This window comes from Brachyspira hyodysenteriae ATCC 27164 (assembly GCF_001676785.2).
In the GTDB taxonomy this organism is placed as follows: Bacteria; Spirochaetota; Brachyspiria; order Brachyspirales; family Brachyspiraceae; genus Brachyspira; species Brachyspira hyodysenteriae.
This window is the reverse complement of sequence record NZ_CP015910.2, coordinates 1,287,130-1,303,196: the sequence shown is the minus strand read 5'-3', so window position 1 is coordinate 1,303,196 and position 16,067 is coordinate 1,287,130. Positions and strand designations below refer to the sequence as shown.

Genomic DNA, 16,067 nt, shown 5'->3' with positions numbered 1-16,067 from the left:
GTTTTATATTCCAAAATCATAATTTTAAAATTATAGAAATAATATATTATAGAGTATTATTTGTCAAATATTCAGTATCATCTTTTTTATCTTTACACATACTAAGCATTTCCATAATGGCAAATATAGAAATTAATCTTAATGAAAAATTACTTATATCAAGTCCTGCAAGCATAAATAAAGTAAATATTATCAATGAAGGATAATAATATTTAGATACCAAAGAACTCATAAAAGATGTAAATAAAGTCATTAAAAACATTATAATTACTACAAGATAAATAGTAAAAGGCAAATACATAACGATACCTAATGCACCAAAAAAAGATACTATAATTAAAAAGAATGAATTACCAAATACTAATATTGCTATTATTGATAATATCACCATCATGATAATAAAAAAGAATGATTTATTAATATTTTTCATAACAACTTTCTTTATAAAAATCAATATATAAGCTATCATTAATACCAGAAAGGAGAAAGATGATAATTTACTCATATAAGCTGATATAAAAGTAGATATATAATGAAAAATATCTGTATCTATTATTTTATTAGCTGATATTAAAATATAATTAATATTAGATGAAGATAATGAAACAAGTATAAAAACATATATTCCCCTATCTAATTCCATTATATTATTTGATTTTATTATAGTAAGTAAAATTTTTATTGTAAGAATCAATATTGATAAAAAATATAATAATTCTATATAATTATAAATACTAATTTCTATGGCATAAAGTCTTAAAGTACCTGATATTAGAAACAATATACCAAATACAGCTAAAAAAACCTCTGAATTAAATATACAATTATAAAATTTATAAAATACCAAAAGAAAAAAAGATATTAATACAATATAATTTAAAATAAATGTAAATAGATATATAAAAGAATTATTATCAATTACTAAAGTTCTAAAAAACAAATAGTTAAAAAATACAATGGCAATCAGTAAGTATGACCAGAAACTATATGCACCTACAAAAGAAGTATTTTTATTCATTTAAATCATTCGCTATTATATAATTATTATCTGTTATATAGTAATATTTTTATAGAAAAATTGCAAGAATTTAAAATACATAGTTTCCATTAGAATCTATTTTTATATTTAATTCTTTTTTTGAATTTTGGAATATATCATATCCTTTTTTTATATTATCCCAAAAATTAATTAAAGATTCATTATAATATTTTTTATAATAATCAAAATTTCTGTCTGTCATTTGAAAAGGAAATATATAAACAGGTATTTTATTTTGACCATTATCTTTTGCATAAACTGCATATAAATATATTTCCTTTATTTTATCATCAGTCATAGGCATGCATCCTATTGTAACATTAGCACCATGAATAAATATATCTCCTCCTAATCTTGATGCATTACTTTTCTTTTTGTCGGATTCATTTGGATAATTAATACCTAATGATAGATAATAGCTGCTTGCAGGATTGAATCTGTCTATATAATAAAAACCTTCAGGAACCTGCAAATCTCCTTCCATTCTCTTGGGACCTAATATACCTGATTTTGCTGCTACATTATATGAAGCTATTTTTTTATATGTACTGTCAGATTTATTTTTAGCATATATTTCAAGTATATCTTCCTGCTTATATACAGTTATCAATATATTTAATTCTTCTAATTTTATATTATTATTTTTTAATGTATTTTTTACAATATTATCTTTTTCTTTTATGGCAGTTCTAACTCTATTATATCTTTTTTGATCATCGAGAAAATCTCCAGCAAATAAAAAAGAATTAATCATATTTAAAACAATAATAGATATAATAATTTTTTTCATAAAAATCCCCCTATTGAATAAAATATCGTAATTAGAAATATTTCCTTGATAAAAAATATATTTTACTGTATTATTATTAGATTACTTATATTTTAAGGAGAAACTAATGTTAACTTTTAAAACCATTGATGATAAAGAAATGCAGCATATAATGGATACTAAAGAAGTAAGCGATGATATAAAAAAATCTTCAGAAAATGTTTTGGCTATATTCACTCAGGATTGGTGCGGAGATTGGAAAGGCTTACAAAGAGAATTAAATGCAAATAAAGATAATGCTGATATTGATATAACTATTTTTATTTGTATGTATAATGAAAGTCCTTTATATGAACCTTTTATGAATTTCAAAGAAACAGTATGGGGCAATGATTTAATACCTTATTTAAGATATTATAAAAATGGCTCATTTGTAAAAGATACTAATCATTTACCTTTCCAAAGATTAATAAAAGCATTTCAATAAAAAATACAATGTTTAAAATTGAGAAGGCGGGAATTGAAAATCTTGATGATATTTCTCTTCTCGCCAAAAATATATACTTAAAATACAATTCCAATTTAGATACCAATGAAGGTATTAATAATGTATTAACTTTTATATCAACTAACAATATGAGGCTAAGATTTTTTATGCAAGGCTCTTTGATGCTCATTGCTAAAAATGAAAATGATATAATAGTAGGAATGCTTGAAATAACTGATTTCGATCATATTTCTCTTTTTTTTGTGGACGACAAATATTTCAAATTGGGTATAGCCAGCAGTTTATTTGAAGAAGCAAAAAATATTTTAAATTCAGATAAGTACACAGTAAAATCTAGTCATTATGCATGTGAATTCTATAAAAAATTAGGATTCGTAGAATTATATAATGATATTCAGGAAGAAAACGGAGTACATTTTCATTATATGATTTATTAATAATTCATTTTAATAAAAGTCAATTGTAAAAATATTAATATTATATTATAATTAACATAATATGTTATTGTAAATAGGACTATCAATGGAAAATATACTAGAAGTAGAAAATTTAAAAATGTACTATCATACCTCAAAAGGTTTAGTAAAGGCTATTAATGATATCAGTTTTAAAATAAAGAAAGGTGAAACTTTAGGTATTGTAGGTGAATCAGGATGCGGTAAAACTAGTCTTGGAACATCTCTTTTAAGAATGCCTTCTATACCTGGTAAATATGAAGGAGGAAGAATAATACTCGATAATGAAGATATTATTCCGCTTAAAGAAGAGTATGTAAGAAAAAATATAAGATGGACTAAAATATCTATGGTTTTTCAAGGTGCAATGAATTCCCTCACTCCTGTATACACTATAGAAAACCAAATGATAGAAACTATAAACAGACATATTGATATGAGCAAATCAGAGGCTAGTAAACTTATAGAAGAATATTTAGGATATGTAGGACTTCATGCTGATGTTGCAAAGAGATATCCGCATGAACTTTCAGGAGGTATGAAGCAAAGAGTTGTTATAGCTACTGCCCTATTTTTGAAACCTAAACTAATTATACTTGATGAACCTACTACTGCATTAGATGTTATAGTGCAGGCACAGATTATAAACTTATTAAAAAAATTAAAGAAAGATTTTGATTTGTCATTTATTTTTATAACGCATGATTTGGCATTAGAAGCTGAAATTTCAGATAAGGTATGCGTTATGTACGGAGGAAAGATTGCAGAGCTTGCAAGCAATGAAGATATATATAAAAATGCTAAACATCCATATACAAAAAGACTTTTAGCTGCTACTCCTAGACTAAATAAAGCTGTAAGCAAATTGGAGTTTATAGAAGGTACTCCTCCGGATTTACTTAATCCTCCTAAAGGCTGTATGTTTTATGACAGATGTAAAGAAAGAATAGATAAATGCAAAAATGAAGAGCCTATATTAAAAGATATAGGAAACGGACATTTATGTGCATGCCATCTTATTAATAACTAAATATAATTAATAATAAAAAAGAAGAAAAATTATGAATGATATAATATTAAAACTTGAAAATGTAAAAAAATATTTTTATCCTCGTACTAATATAGTGGAAAGCTTGATTAAAAAATCAAAGGAAATAAAAGCAGTTGATGATATAAGTATAGAAGTAAAAAGAGGAGAAATACTTGCCATAATAGGAGAATCCGGAAGCGGAAAAACTACTATAGGTAAGCTTGTAATGAAATTGATAAACCCTACTTCAGGAAATATTATATTTGAAAATGAAAATATTAATAACTTTAATAAAGAAGAAACAGCTAAATACAGAAGAAATGTTCAGATGATATTCCAGGATCCTTATGCCTCTATGAATCCAAGATTTAAAATAAAAGATGTATTAAAAGAGCCTTTATATATTCATAATATTGAGGGAGATGAAAAGGTTTATGATGAAATGGTTATAAAGGCTTTGAAAGATGTAAAGATTAATCCTCCGGAAGAGTTTATGGAAAGATACCCTCATATGCTTTCAGGTGGACAGCGTCAAAGAATAGCAACTGCTAGAGCTTTGATACTTAATCCTAAACTAGTTGTTGCTGATGAGCCTGTTTCTATGATAGATTTGTCTACAAGAGCTGAAATACTTTATATGATGAAAGAACTTCAAACAGAAAAGAATTTAAGCTATATATACATTACTCATGATTTATCAACAGCAAGATATTTTGCAGATAGAATAGCAGTTATGTATTTAGGTAATATTGTAGAAATTGGAGACGCTGATGAAATAATAGATAATCCTAAACATCCTTATACAAAGGCTTTAATTGCGGCAGTACCAGATGCTTCTTCAGGAAGAGTTAATATAATAAAAGAACTTCCTATCAAAGGAGAAATTCCTAATGCATCAGATATTCCTTCAGGATGCAGATTCCATACAAGATGCATATATGCAAAAGAAGAATGCAAAAACAATATTCCAAATACTAAAAAGATTTCAGAAAATCATTCTGTTTCATGCCTATTTGCAGAGTAAATAATATTGAAATTACAAAATAATTTCAGTATAATAAAAAATAATTAATCATAAACAGGAATAAATTATTATGAAAGAATACAATGATCAGGAAAAAAAAATAGCTGAATATATAGAAAAATATTTACCATTCAGATCAAAACATATATTTTCTACAAGAGATCTTTCCATTCAAATAGCAGAAAAATATAATGTTGATACAAATAAAGCCTCTATCGCTGCATTATGCCATGATTTGGGAAAAAGATATAAAGATGATGAAATGCGTAAAATAATACTTGAAAATGATAATAAAGAATATCCTAATTATATAACAGGTGCTTTGCTTCATGCAAGAGTAAGTTCTATAATCACTGAAAAAGAATTCTCAATAAATGACAGGGAAATTTTAGATGCAATAGAAAGTCATACAGTAGGACATGGAAATATGACTATGCTTGAAAAGATAATATATGCATCCGATTATCTTGAGCCCACAAGAAATATACCTGCTGCTGATAAAATAAGAGAGAAAATTTTTACTGATTTTGATAATGCATTTTTAGAAGTGGTGTTGGAATCTATAAATTTTGTTTTGAGTAAAAAACAGTATTTATCAGATAAAACAATAGAACTTTATAATTCATTAGTTATTAAATAATGGTATTAGGTAATTTTTTATGAATAATGATAATCTAAAAAAAGCGTATATAATATTTGTAACAGACAGCAGACAATATAGAAACAGCAAAATAAATATAGATAATATTCTAAATGAACTTGCTATGCTATGCGATACTGCTGGTTATGAAGTTGTAAATAAATATTCATTCATACAGCCTAAAATAACAGCAGGAACTTATATTGGCACAGGAAAATTGGAAAGTTTAAAAGAAAGTGCCACCATTGATAATGTAGAATATTTTATATTTGATAATGAGCTTAGCGGTTCTCAGGTAAATGCTATAGAAGAAGGCTCTAATATAACGGCTCTCACAAGAACAGAAATAATATTAGAAATATTTGCATTACGTGCTAAAACTATGACAGCAAAGATGCAGGTGGAATTAGCTTTTTTAGAATTTGAATATCCAAGATTAAAAGGTAAAAGAACTAATCTAAGCCAAATAAAAGGAGGTATAGGATTAAGAGGCGGAGCCGGAGAAAAACAGCTTGAATATGACAGAAGAAGAGCAAGAGAGCGTATACATAAATTAAAATCTCAATTAAGCAAAGTAGAAAAATCTGCAAGTACAGGAAGAAAAGGAAGAGAAAATACTTTTAGAATAGCAATAGTTGGATACACTAATGCAGGAAAAAGTACATTATTTAATCTGCTTTGCAAAGAATCTGTTTATGTTGAAGATAAATTATTTGCAACATTAGATACCCATACTAGAAAATTATATTTAACAGATGATACTCCTGTTGAAGTTATAATAAGCGATACTGTAGGATTCATAGACAGACTTCCGCATACTTTAGTTGCTTCATTTAAATCTACATTATCCGAAGTTGTTGAAGCGGATTTACTTCTGCATTTATCAGATGCAAGCGATGAAAATATAGAAGAAAAGCTTTTGCATGTAGAAAGCATAATAAAAGAAATAGATGCTTCTCATATAAAAAGAATAGTGATATTTAATAAATCTGACAGCATAGATGAAGTACAAAAAAATAAAATATTAACTTCTTATGATGATGCAATTTTTATAAGTGCAAAAAATAATACAAATATAGAATTATTAAGAAAGAAAATACTAGACACTATATTAGAATTAAATAATAATTAAATTACCTTCTCAATTGAGCAAATATAACTACCCAAAAATCCTCTCCATTAATAGCATAATGAGCCACTCCTATATGGGTAAATTTATTGCTTAAGATATTAACCTTATATTTATTAGAATTCATCCAATAACTAGCAACTGTTTCAGCATTTTTAAATCTGTAAGCTATATTTTCATCAGATGAAAAAACAATTATCCTATTTTCATAAAGCAATTCATCATACTTTGTATTATTAGGTCTTATATGTGAAAAATTGATAGCAAGCTCTTTTGATCTAGTATCAGCAATACTGTTTAATCTATCATCAATTTCAAATGAGTATAAATTCTCATTATCCCTTATTTCATTAAATATTCTCAGCATAGAATTAATATCATCATTATAATTTTGTGCAAGTAAAAAATTAAAACTGCATATGATGATAATAATTACATTTATTAAAATATTATTCATATATTTTTACTTTACTATTAAAAAAAATTATATTTCCATAAAACCTTATTCTATATGAATAAATATAATATTTTTTCATTATTTTTCAAGTCTAATAAGTAATTTATTTTTATTAATTTCGGAAATATTAGAATGTTTTATATTATAAATAATTCTCTGTTTTATTCTAGAAATAATGCTTATTTCATCATTTGAATATGATAAAATATCTAAAATACTATTTGTAATATCAATAATATATTCATTTGATTTTCTTGAACATAATCTGCTGTAAACTTGCAATATATATTCACCAAAATATTTTATAAGCCTTATATCATTAGCAAGTATGGCTGCATTAATATGATAAAAATAAATCTTCAATGCACTGATATTATCTTCTTTAATGTATTTATCCAAAAAAATAGAAAACATTTTTATATATTCTAAACTTTTATTTTTAAGTTTATCACATATCTCATCTTTATTTATTATATGAACAGAATATTTTAAATTTAATACTATAACATCATCTTTATCATAATCAAATATTAGATTATCTTTAGAACAATCCAAAGGACTGTCCATTTTCAATCTTATATTGTCTATGTATCTTAATTTTTTATTAACACTGCTGTAATTTGTTTTTGAAGTATCTAATACAAATAAATATTCTATATTTTTGGTTTTATTAACTATAGATCTTTTAGCACCTCTGTATTTAGTATATTCAGAAGTAACAATATCTAATTTACCTCTATTTTCAAGTATTGAAATTAAATCATCATACTCTATTATTCCGTCAGTAGAATAACTCATAACTATATGCTTAGAATCTATATTATCTAATAAATTTATTAAAGTATCCTTTGCTGTTTTTTTATAACAGTACATTGATTTAGTTTTTACCCAATCTTTTCTAATTCCGCCTTTATCTGTTTTTTTACCGTTTATATATATATTCTTATTAATTGCAGGCTTATCCCATAAAGCTATAGTATTAAGTAAATGATAATTACTTCCATATTGATGCTGATTATATGGAGGATCTAAATATACCAAATCAAAATGCTTATCTTTATTTTTAATAACAAACTTATTTGCATCTTCCATACTTACATAACATTTTTTGCCATTATATAAAGGTATTGGCTTTAATGATATAGGAGCCATTATTCTATGCAATGCATCTTTATTCCTTCCTCCGAAACCTGCATGAAATGCTTTAAAAACTCCTGAAGTATTTGTATGCGTAGCTGATTCATATATAATTGAAGCTATCAAATAATAATATTCTTTTTGATTTATTACTTTATTTTTATAAAGCATTTCTATATTATGTCTTATAATATCAATTCTTTCAGCATTGTAATGAGTATAAAAAAGTCTTTCATTTATTAAATCAGGATTTTCATCATTTGAAGGAGCATAATATTTTGATATATATCTGTCATCATCATCTATATATTTAATATTATTAATCATATTTATTGTATTCTCTGCCCCGCCTGTATGAATAAACATATTAGAGAGCTCTTCTTCATTAATCGATAAATGAGCATAGTTTAAAATATAAGAATAATATTCCCAATCATTAGAATAAACTTCTAAATCTAAAGTTTTTAAAAGTCTTGAAACACTTCCGCTTCCTGCAAATAAATCCAATGCAGTTTTTATATTACCATCCTCTTCTAAAATTCCAGAAATAGTATTTTCTATAAATGAAAGCAGTCTTCTCTTATTTCCAATATATGCTATCAAATTTTCTTTTAAATATTTATCTTTAATATTTTCTTCAGTATTAGTTATCATAATCTTATTATCATAATATAGTTTACATAATAATATTAACATAATACAGAGAAAATATCAATATTATATAAAAAATATATTACTTAGATAAATATTTATAAAGATTATAATTATAAAAATCATATATAGCTACAGAAGCAGCTGCATATATTTCTATATCTTTAAAATTATTGATAAAATTTATTTCTGTAAGGAAGTTATATGAATTGTATTTATTTTTAATATTATTTTTTATTTCATTGATAAAATCATCACCTAAATAAAGCATTTCTCCGCCTATAAATATAGTCTCAGGGTCAAAAGTATTAACTATATTATATATTCCTATTGATACCCAATAAGCCGAAAATTTCTTATAAGTTTCAATTACAATATCATCATTAATATGATTTTTAATAATTTCTTCATAACTTACATTTTTATATTTATTGCTTTTACTTTGAAGTTCTTTCATAAAAGCATTTATACTAGCAACAGATTCCCAACAGCCTTTTTTACCGCACATACAAATATAATTAGAATCAGTTACTATAGTATGAGAATAGTTAGCAGCTGTATCATGAGTTCCGTATAAAATTGATCCATTATTAGAAACAGATACACCAATCCAATTTCCCAAATAAACATATACGGAAGAAGTTTGTATAGGCATAGATTTTTTCATCTCTTCAAGCATACCGTATGTTAGCATAGCACATGCATATCTATCTATTATAACATCTATATCAGTATTTTGTTCTATATATTCTTTTAATGGTATATTTTTCCATTCAGGTATTCCCATACAATCTACGAGCATATTATTATTTTTTTTACTTATTTTACCAGGTACAGATATTCCTATAGAAAATATTTTTTTGTTTTTATATTTATTTTTTAATTCTTTAATCTTTTTAATTATTGGATTAAATGTTATTTTATAATCATCATTTATATTTACATTTAATGAACATTCTTCTATAATTTCATTTTCTAAATTAACTATAGCAATATTACAAAATTCTCTCCTAAAATGAATTGCTATAAAATATCCTATGTTTTTATTTATATCTAATAATATAGGTTTTTTACCGCCAAGAGAAGATGATTCTCCATCACATTTCTCATATATTATACCCATATTAATTAAATCCTCTACTAATACAGATATACTTGCTTTGCTTAATTCCAAATTATAAGCTAAATCAGCTCTTGAATAATTTCCTATTTTTAATAATTTTACTATATCAATATAATTTTGTTCTTTTAAATTCTTTGCTTTTAATCTTTTCATTTTTTATCTTTATATAAAGTTATATTTTACAATAGCATTAAAAAAAAGCGATGCATATTTAATTATACACCGCTTATAAATTTAATATAAAAACTATTTATTCATTAAATACATTATCAACCATGTATTTTAACTGCACATAATTATTAATATCAATATTATTTGTAATAGTTTTAGTATAAATAAATATATTCTGCTGTGTTTTATACCATTTACCAGCATCACCATTAATATATGCTTGCTTTATCTCATTACCAGAAAACCATACTCCTGTTTCTCTTTCTAAATCAACTTCTTCAACTGTTTTACTATTCATGTTAGCAACCAATTGCACAGCTTCACTCATATTAAGTTGTCTATAGTCCATAGCTTTAAGTATAGCTCTTGAAAATCTATTAACTATATCTGTATTATTACTTTGATAAGAAGGTGTAACTATCCAGCTGCTAGGAAAAGAACCTACATCAGAATAATCAACAGTTGTAGCTATAGACTTTACATTGTTTTCAGTATTATTTAATATTTCAAAAGTATATGGAGCTTGCACTGAAGCAGCATCAATAGTACCATCAGCTATAGATGATACTATAGTATTTCCATCCATATTTATAATATCTACTTCTTCTGCTTTAATACCTAATGACTGAAGAGCCAAATAAAGTAAAATTTCTGAAGAAGTTCCTAATTGTGTTCCAACTTTTTTACCTCTTAAATCTTTAATAGATTCTATTTGAGAAGCATTTCTTACTATAATTTGTTCAGATCTGCTTAAACCATTAGGAAATAATACATTAACTTTACCTTCAATAGCTAAAGCATGTGCACCATGTCCTATATAAGCAAATTCTAAATTTTTTAAAAGCATCTCCTCTACTTCAGAAGGACCATCTAAAAACTCAACCAATGTAACATCTAAATTTTCTTCATCAAAATAACCCTTTTCTTTTGCTATAGCAACAGCAGAACTTCCAGAAAAATCTGGCATATATCCAACTCTTATTGGATATTTTTGTATTGGCACAGTACTTTCTGTTTTTTCCTCACATGATACAATCAGCATCATAATAATAGATAATAATAATATAATGTTCTTCTTATTCATATTGCAGACCACCTTATATCAATAAAAAATTTATTATATATTCTTTATTAATTATAAAAAATTTCAATATGAAAATATGAAAAATATTTTTTTATTTAAGCACATTATCAATTATATAATTTATCTGTACATAATTATTAACATCTACTTCTTCAGTAACTACTTCTGAGTTTAAAAATATTTTCTGCTGAGCTTGATACCATTTAGCAGCTGTTCCATCAGTATAAGAATTTTTTATATCAGAAGAAGTAAGCCATATAGCAGTTTCTTTTTCTAAAGCAACAGAATCAACAGGAGTTCCATTTAATTTAGCTACAATTTCAACAGCCTCATCCATATTCTCACTTCTATAATCCATAGCTTTAAATATAGCTTTAGAGAATCTATTCACTATGTCTTGATTATTATTTTGATAATCAGGAGTAACTATCCAACTGCTAGGAAATACAGCTTCATCTAAATAATTTGTAATAGAAGCAATTACAACAGCTTCATCTCCAAGCTGTTTAGTTATTTCAAAAGTATAAGGAGCCCATAAAGAAACTGCATCTACTTTTTTACCAATCATAGAAGATACTATTCCGCTTACATCCATATTGACAACATTAACATCTTCTTTGGAAAGTCCAACTTTTCTTAATGCAATATCCAATACTATATCTCCAGAAGTACCAAGCTGAGTACCTATAGTTTTTCCTTTTAATCCTGCTAAATCATTAACATTGGCCCATTTACCAACTATAATTTCTTCAGATTTACCTAAACCATTAGGGAATAATACATTAACTTTACCTTGAATAGCTAGAGAATGTGCACCATGTCCTATATATGCAAATTGTATATCTCCAGAGAGCATAGCAGCAACTTCAGAAGGTCCATTTAAAAATTTAACTAATTCAACATCTAAATTTTCTTCTTTAAAAAAACCTTTTTCCTGAGCTATAGCAACAGAAGAAGTTCCTGCAAAATCTGCAAGATAAGCAACTCTTATTTTATCAAGTGTACCATCTGCTGAAGCAGCAGGAGCTTTATTTCCTCCTGAACAGGATATTATTAAAGATATCACTGCCATTGATAAAATAGAAATAAACATAGTTTTTTTCATTTTTATTCTCCTTCTAATTATTTTTTTAAAACTTATTCGTATAAAAAAGAATTTATTGTTAATAATATAATTTTATTATCTTCTTAAAGCCATTCTTCTATATGTATGTACCTCTCCTCTTAATACTAATGATATAGCCATAGCATTCATAGGACTTGATATTCCTCCCACTCCTGCATCACCTATATGCATTATATCAGCACCTGCCATCTTTGACATTAATGCAATCTGTTTTATTGTATCTATAGGAGCACCTTCCTGAGCAGTTCCTATAGCAGTTTTTGTAAGCATTCCTAATCTTTTAGCTTCATCTATTAATTCATGAACTTTTTCCACAGTATAACCAGGCAAAGTTCCAGGTGCTCCAAACATTATTACATCAGCACCAGCATCAGCAATTTGTTTTACTGTAGCCAATGTATCAGTATTTCCGGCTCCTGCTCCATGCATTTTACCAGCAACAATCATCATTTTACCCTTAGCAATAGAAGCCAATTCCTCTGTTGCTTTTGCTATTGTATCCATAGATACTTTAGTATGCGGATTGCCTGTCAATACTATATAATCAATTCCAAAATCTAATGCTCTTTTATAATTATCTTTAGTAGCTTTTAAACCTTCAGGATAATCAACGCCTTCTCCAACAGGTTCCAGATTGATTCCTATAAATCTTCCTGTATATTTTTTTATTCTTTGTATATGATCATTTTTCTTTCTTGAAGATTCATATAATTTAAGCTGTCCTTTAAAAGTTCTTTCAACTAAAGGCATAGATTCATCAGCTTCAACTTCATCCAAATCATATATAAAAGGATTAAGTAAATCAAATATGTTTAATGTAATTAAATCAACTCCCATAGCAGCCAAGATTTCAGGATCAGTAACTCTTTCTATTAATGGTCTTTTATATATTAAAGATTCAGCCATTAATGTTCTGCCTTCAGAATTCCTAATAGTTTCTATCAATGTATTTGTATCCATATTGAATGTATCAGTATAATTTAATTCAAATATCCTTTTCATTTTATATTATTCCTTTATTTTTTAGCTTCTAAATATTCCTGATATACTAATTGCCATAATTGATTTTTAATATCATTAAATTCTGCAGATAATTTAGTTTCAGGTACTCTAGGATAGGCAATAGGTACTTCTACTATACTCTTAATTCTTCCAGGCCTTGGACTCATTATAACAACTCTTTGAGCCAAAAATACAGCTTCATCTACATCATGAGTAATAAAGAAACAAGTTTTCTTTTCATTATCCCAAGTATTTAAAAGCTCTGTTTGTAATTGTGCTCTTGTCTGCGCATCTAATGCTCCAAAAGGTTCATCCATAAGAAGTATATTTGGATTGACAGCATAAGCCCTAGCTATAGCTACACGCTGCTTCATACCTCCGGAAAGTTCTTTAGGATATGAATTTTTAAAATCTATTAAACCAACAGCCTTCAAATAATGGTCAACTATATCATTTATCTCTGACTTTGATCTCTTTTGCAATTCCAATCCAAAAGCAACATTCTTTCCAACGGTAAGCCAAGGAAATAATGCATACTGCTGAAATACTACACCCCTGTCAACTCCTGTACCTTCTATAGGTTTTCCATCTATTTCTATGCTTCCAGAATTTGGTGTATCAAGTCCTGCAAGTATATTAAGCAATGTACTTTTTCCGCATCCGGAAGAACCTATTACACATACAAATTCATTTTTATATATATCTAAATTTACATTATCTAAAGCATGAACATCTTTAGAAGTTCCTTTATATATTTTGCTAACATTAGAAATTTTTACTTTTACTTCTTTATTTGACATATTATAATCTCTTTTATATAATTTTTTTAATATATAAATTTTTTAATTATTATCTTTTTTTCTTTTCCTGCCATATAGTTAACTTGTTTTCTATTAAACTTACTATAAAATTTAATATTAAACCTGTAATACCAATAAGTATTATTCCAAGCATAACTATATCCATTCTAAAGTAAAGACTTGCTTCCTGAATCATCTGGCCTAATCCTGAACTAGATCCTGTTAATTCAGCAGCAATAAGAGTTGTAAGGGAAGCACCTAATCCTAAACGCATACCAACTAATATATATGGTACTGAAGCGGGTATTACAACTTTTAAGAAAATATCTTTATCTTTTGCTCCAAGAACTCTGGCAGCTTTTATTAAAGTTTGATCAACCTCTCTTACACCTTGATAAACTGTTACAATCATTACCAAAAAAGTAGATATAAATATAACTGTTATTTTAGCACTTTCTCCAACTCCCTGAGCAACTACAACTAAAGGTATATATGCCAAAGCAGGTATATTCCTAACAAATTGTATTACAGGTTCTATTAATAATTGAACAGGCTGATACCAACCCATTAAAAATGCTATAGGTATTGATACAACGAAAGCTAATCCGAAACCGGACAATACTCTAAATAAACTTATACCTATATGATTCAACAATTTACCATTGCTAATTTCTCTTACAAATGATTTTAATACATCAGCAGGACTTGCAATAACTGCCCCTGCCACAGAAGAAGATACTAACTGCCATATCAATAAAGCTATAATAATAGAAGCAGCGGTAAATATATATTTCTTTTTACCCATAGGTTTGCTATTCATTTTTATACCTCTTAATATATAATAAAAACTATATCATATATAAAATAAAATTATTCAAAATTTAATAGTTTATAGTTAAAATACACATATTTTAACTATAAACTTTACCATTAATTAATCAATTTAATGCTTTTTCTATAATGTCGATTCTTACATATTTGTCTACAGGAACAGGCTCAGAATTTAATCTATTATTCTGTACAAAATAGTCTATTTGTTTTTTATAAATATTACTTATGCTTCCGTCATTTATTCTGCTTTTCATTGTTTGAGAATCCATCCAGTCAGAACTGTATTTCTCTTGTGAAACTGTAGCTATATCTAAACCTATAAGATTTGATACATTTGTAATAGCTTCATCTAAATGTGATTTTCTATAATCCATTGATTTATATAATGCTCTTGTGAATTTTATAACTGTATCAGTATTAGCTTCCAAATAGTTAGGAGTTACTATCCAGCTTGCAGTAGAATCAACTCCTACATCCTGAGGTTTTATAATATACAAATTCTCTATACCAATTCTATTATCTATTTCAACAGTATAAGGAGGCCATACAGATATAGCATCAACTTTATTAGCCAAGAATGATGCAACAGCACTTGAAACTTCAGCATTAAGTATATTTATATCTGTTTTATTAACTCCTGTTCCTGCTAATACCTGATCTATAATAGTTTCTCCTGATGTACCTAATTGAGTTATTAAACTTCTGCCTTTTAATTTTTCAACAGAGTTTATGCCTGAAGTTTTTAATGTTCTAATACCTTCTACAACAGCTATTCCGTCAGTAGCTATTATTTGAACTTTTCCTTCTGCTGCCAATGTATGTGCTCCAAAACCTATATAACCTATTTGTATATCTCCTGAAACCATAGCTGCTATTTCTGTAGGTCCGCTTGTAAATTTAACAAGTTCTATATCCAAACCTTCATCTTTAAAATAATTCTGCTGTATACCTGTAATTATTGCAGAAGCTCCTCCTACATTTGGGTGATATGCTACTCTTATTTTACCTGCATTTTCATTTGTTTTCTTACCGCATGATATTAAAAAACTAAATATAAAAATAAATGTTACAGCTAATAAAACTTTTTTCAT

17 protein-coding genes are annotated in these 16,067 nt (G+C 26.5%); 6 read left to right on the top strand and 11 right to left on the bottom strand.

From position 1 onward, the window contains the following. Positions 1-46 precede the first annotated feature (46 nt). Together BHYOB78_RS05865 and BHYOB78_RS05860 are read right to left on the bottom strand one after the other, a co-directional pair. Positions 47-1,018, bottom strand: a complete 972-nt coding sequence (locus BHYOB78_RS05865) for a WESB_1763 family membrane protein (RefSeq protein WP_020063488.1) — start codon at positions 1,016-1,018, stop codon at positions 47-49. Positions 1,019-1,088: 70 nt separating this feature from the next. Continuing rightward, positions 1,089-1,829 (bottom strand): L,D-transpeptidase family protein, encoded by a 741-nt coding sequence (locus tag BHYOB78_RS05860; RefSeq protein WP_020063487.1) that lies wholly within the window; start codon positions 1,827-1,829, stop codon positions 1,089-1,091. A gap of 106 nt (positions 1,830-1,935) precedes the next feature. Between BHYOB78_RS05860 and BHYOB78_RS05855 the strand changes: the two genes are divergently transcribed. The 6 genes from BHYOB78_RS05855 (at position 1,936) to hflX (ending at position 6,597) form a co-directional block, all read left to right on the top strand. Next, on the top strand, positions 1,936-2,295 hold the full coding sequence (locus BHYOB78_RS05855) for a hypothetical protein (protein WP_012669885.1): 360 nt from the start codon (positions 1,936-1,938) through the stop codon (positions 2,293-2,295). Between the two features lie 8 nt (positions 2,296-2,303). Beyond that, positions 2,304-2,753, top strand: a complete 450-nt coding sequence (locus tag BHYOB78_RS05850; RefSeq protein ID WP_020063486.1) for a GNAT family N-acetyltransferase — start codon at positions 2,304-2,306, stop codon at positions 2,751-2,753. A gap of 85 nt (positions 2,754-2,838) precedes the next feature. Next, positions 2,839-3,801 (top strand): ABC transporter ATP-binding protein, encoded by a 963-nt coding sequence (locus BHYOB78_RS05845; RefSeq protein ID WP_012669883.1) that lies wholly within the window; start codon positions 2,839-2,841, stop codon positions 3,799-3,801. Positions 3,802-3,829: 28 nt separating this feature from the next. Continuing rightward, positions 3,830-4,825, top strand: coding sequence for an ABC transporter ATP-binding protein (locus tag BHYOB78_RS05840; RefSeq protein ID WP_028331240.1), 996 nt, complete (start codon positions 3,830-3,832; stop codon positions 4,823-4,825). A 70-nt stretch (positions 4,826-4,895) separates the two neighbouring features. Beyond that, on the top strand, positions 4,896-5,465 hold the full coding sequence (gene yqeK, locus BHYOB78_RS05835) for a bis(5'-nucleosyl)-tetraphosphatase (symmetrical) YqeK (protein WP_020063485.1): 570 nt from the start codon (positions 4,896-4,898) through the stop codon (positions 5,463-5,465). 19 nt (positions 5,466-5,484) lie between these two features. After that, a complete protein-coding gene (gene hflX, locus BHYOB78_RS05830) occupies positions 5,485-6,597 on the top strand; it encodes a GTPase HflX (RefSeq protein WP_020063484.1) in 1,113 nt (370 codons plus the stop codon). Between the two features lies 1 nt (position 6,598). Here the strand turns inward: hflX and BHYOB78_RS05825 are convergent, their stop codons facing one another. The 9 genes from BHYOB78_RS05825 to BHYOB78_RS05785 all read right to left on the bottom strand — a co-directional run bounded on the left by BHYOB78_RS05825 (position 6,599) and on the right by BHYOB78_RS05785 (position 16,067). After that, positions 6,599-7,051: a CAP domain-containing protein gene (locus tag BHYOB78_RS05825; RefSeq protein ID WP_028331239.1), complete on the bottom strand. Its 453-nt coding sequence runs from the start codon at positions 7,049-7,051 to the stop codon at positions 6,599-6,601. A gap of 78 nt (positions 7,052-7,129) precedes the next feature. After that, positions 7,130-8,842: a DNA adenine methylase gene (locus BHYOB78_RS05820; RefSeq protein WP_020063483.1), complete on the bottom strand. Its 1,713-nt coding sequence runs from the start codon at positions 8,840-8,842 to the stop codon at positions 7,130-7,132. Positions 8,843-8,921: 79 nt separating this feature from the next. After that, positions 8,922-10,115 (bottom strand): ROK family transcriptional regulator, encoded by a 1,194-nt coding sequence (locus BHYOB78_RS05815; RefSeq protein WP_020063482.1) that lies wholly within the window; start codon positions 10,113-10,115, stop codon positions 8,922-8,924. 97 nt (positions 10,116-10,212) lie between these two features. After that, positions 10,213-11,217: an ABC transporter substrate-binding protein gene (locus BHYOB78_RS05810; RefSeq protein ID WP_020063481.1), complete on the bottom strand. Its 1,005-nt coding sequence runs from the start codon at positions 11,215-11,217 to the stop codon at positions 10,213-10,215. Between the two features lie 91 nt (positions 11,218-11,308). Then, positions 11,309-12,322, bottom strand: a complete 1,014-nt coding sequence (locus tag BHYOB78_RS05805; RefSeq protein WP_020063480.1) for an ABC transporter substrate-binding protein — start codon at positions 12,320-12,322, stop codon at positions 11,309-11,311. A 75-nt stretch (positions 12,323-12,397) separates the two neighbouring features. Next, on the bottom strand, positions 12,398-13,345 hold the full coding sequence (locus BHYOB78_RS05800; protein WP_020063479.1) for a DUF7916 family protein: 948 nt from the start codon (positions 13,343-13,345) through the stop codon (positions 12,398-12,400). 14 nt (positions 13,346-13,359) lie between these two features. Beyond that, positions 13,360-14,145: an ABC transporter ATP-binding protein gene (locus tag BHYOB78_RS05795; RefSeq protein ID WP_012669872.1), complete on the bottom strand. Its 786-nt coding sequence runs from the start codon at positions 14,143-14,145 to the stop codon at positions 13,360-13,362. 49 nt (positions 14,146-14,194) lie between these two features. After that, the gene (locus BHYOB78_RS05790) at positions 14,195-14,965 is read right to left on the bottom strand and encodes an ABC transporter permease (protein ID WP_012669871.1); all 771 of its coding nucleotides are present in this window, start codon (positions 14,963-14,965) and stop codon (positions 14,195-14,197) included. Positions 14,966-15,083: 118 nt separating this feature from the next. After that, positions 15,084-16,067 carry an ABC transporter substrate-binding protein gene (locus BHYOB78_RS05785; protein ID WP_012669870.1) on the bottom strand — a complete coding sequence of 328 codons (984 nt, stop codon included), beginning with the start codon at positions 16,065-16,067 and terminating at the stop codon, positions 15,084-15,086.

Coding starts and splice junctions, on each gene's coding strand:
- BHYOB78_RS05800 (WP_020063479.1), bottom strand. CDS start 13,345: ATGAAAAGGATATTTGAATTAAATTATACTGATACATTCAATATGGAT.
- BHYOB78_RS05810 (WP_020063481.1), bottom strand. CDS start 11,217: ATGAATAAGAAGAACATTATATTATTATTATCTATTATTATGATGCTG.
- yqeK (WP_020063485.1), top strand. CDS start 4,896: ATGAAAGAATACAATGATCAGGAAAAAAAAATAGCTGAATATATAGAA.
- BHYOB78_RS05795 (WP_012669872.1), bottom strand. CDS start 14,145: ATGTCAAATAAAGAAGTAAAAGTAAAAATTTCTAATGTTAGCAAAATA.
- BHYOB78_RS05805 (WP_020063480.1), bottom strand. CDS start 12,322: ATGAAAAAAACTATGTTTATTTCTATTTTATCAATGGCAGTGATATCT.
- BHYOB78_RS05790 (WP_012669871.1), bottom strand. CDS start 14,965: ATGAATAGCAAACCTATGGGTAAAAAGAAATATATATTTACCGCTGCT.
- BHYOB78_RS05815 (WP_020063482.1), bottom strand. CDS start 10,115: ATGAAAAGATTAAAAGCAAAGAATTTAAAAGAACAAAATTATATTGAT.
- BHYOB78_RS05845 (WP_012669883.1), top strand. CDS start 2,839: ATGGAAAATATACTAGAAGTAGAAAATTTAAAAATGTACTATCATACC.
- BHYOB78_RS05855 (WP_012669885.1), top strand. CDS start 1,936: ATGTTAACTTTTAAAACCATTGATGATAAAGAAATGCAGCATATAATG.
- BHYOB78_RS05860 (WP_020063487.1), bottom strand. CDS start 1,829: ATGAAAAAAATTATTATATCTATTATTGTTTTAAATATGATTAATTCT.
- BHYOB78_RS05865 (WP_020063488.1), bottom strand. CDS start 1,018: ATGAATAAAAATACTTCTTTTGTAGGTGCATATAGTTTCTGGTCATAC.
- BHYOB78_RS05785 (WP_012669870.1), bottom strand. CDS start 16,067: ATGAAAAAAGTTTTATTAGCTGTAACATTTATTTTTATATTTAGTTTT.
- BHYOB78_RS05820 (WP_020063483.1), bottom strand. CDS start 8,842: ATGATAACTAATACTGAAGAAAATATTAAAGATAAATATTTAAAAGAA.
- BHYOB78_RS05825 (WP_028331239.1), bottom strand. CDS start 7,051: ATGAATAATATTTTAATAAATGTAATTATTATCATCATATGCAGTTTT.
- hflX (WP_020063484.1), top strand. CDS start 5,485: ATGAATAATGATAATCTAAAAAAAGCGTATATAATATTTGTAACAGAC.
- BHYOB78_RS05850 (WP_020063486.1), top strand. CDS start 2,304: ATGTTTAAAATTGAGAAGGCGGGAATTGAAAATCTTGATGATATTTCT.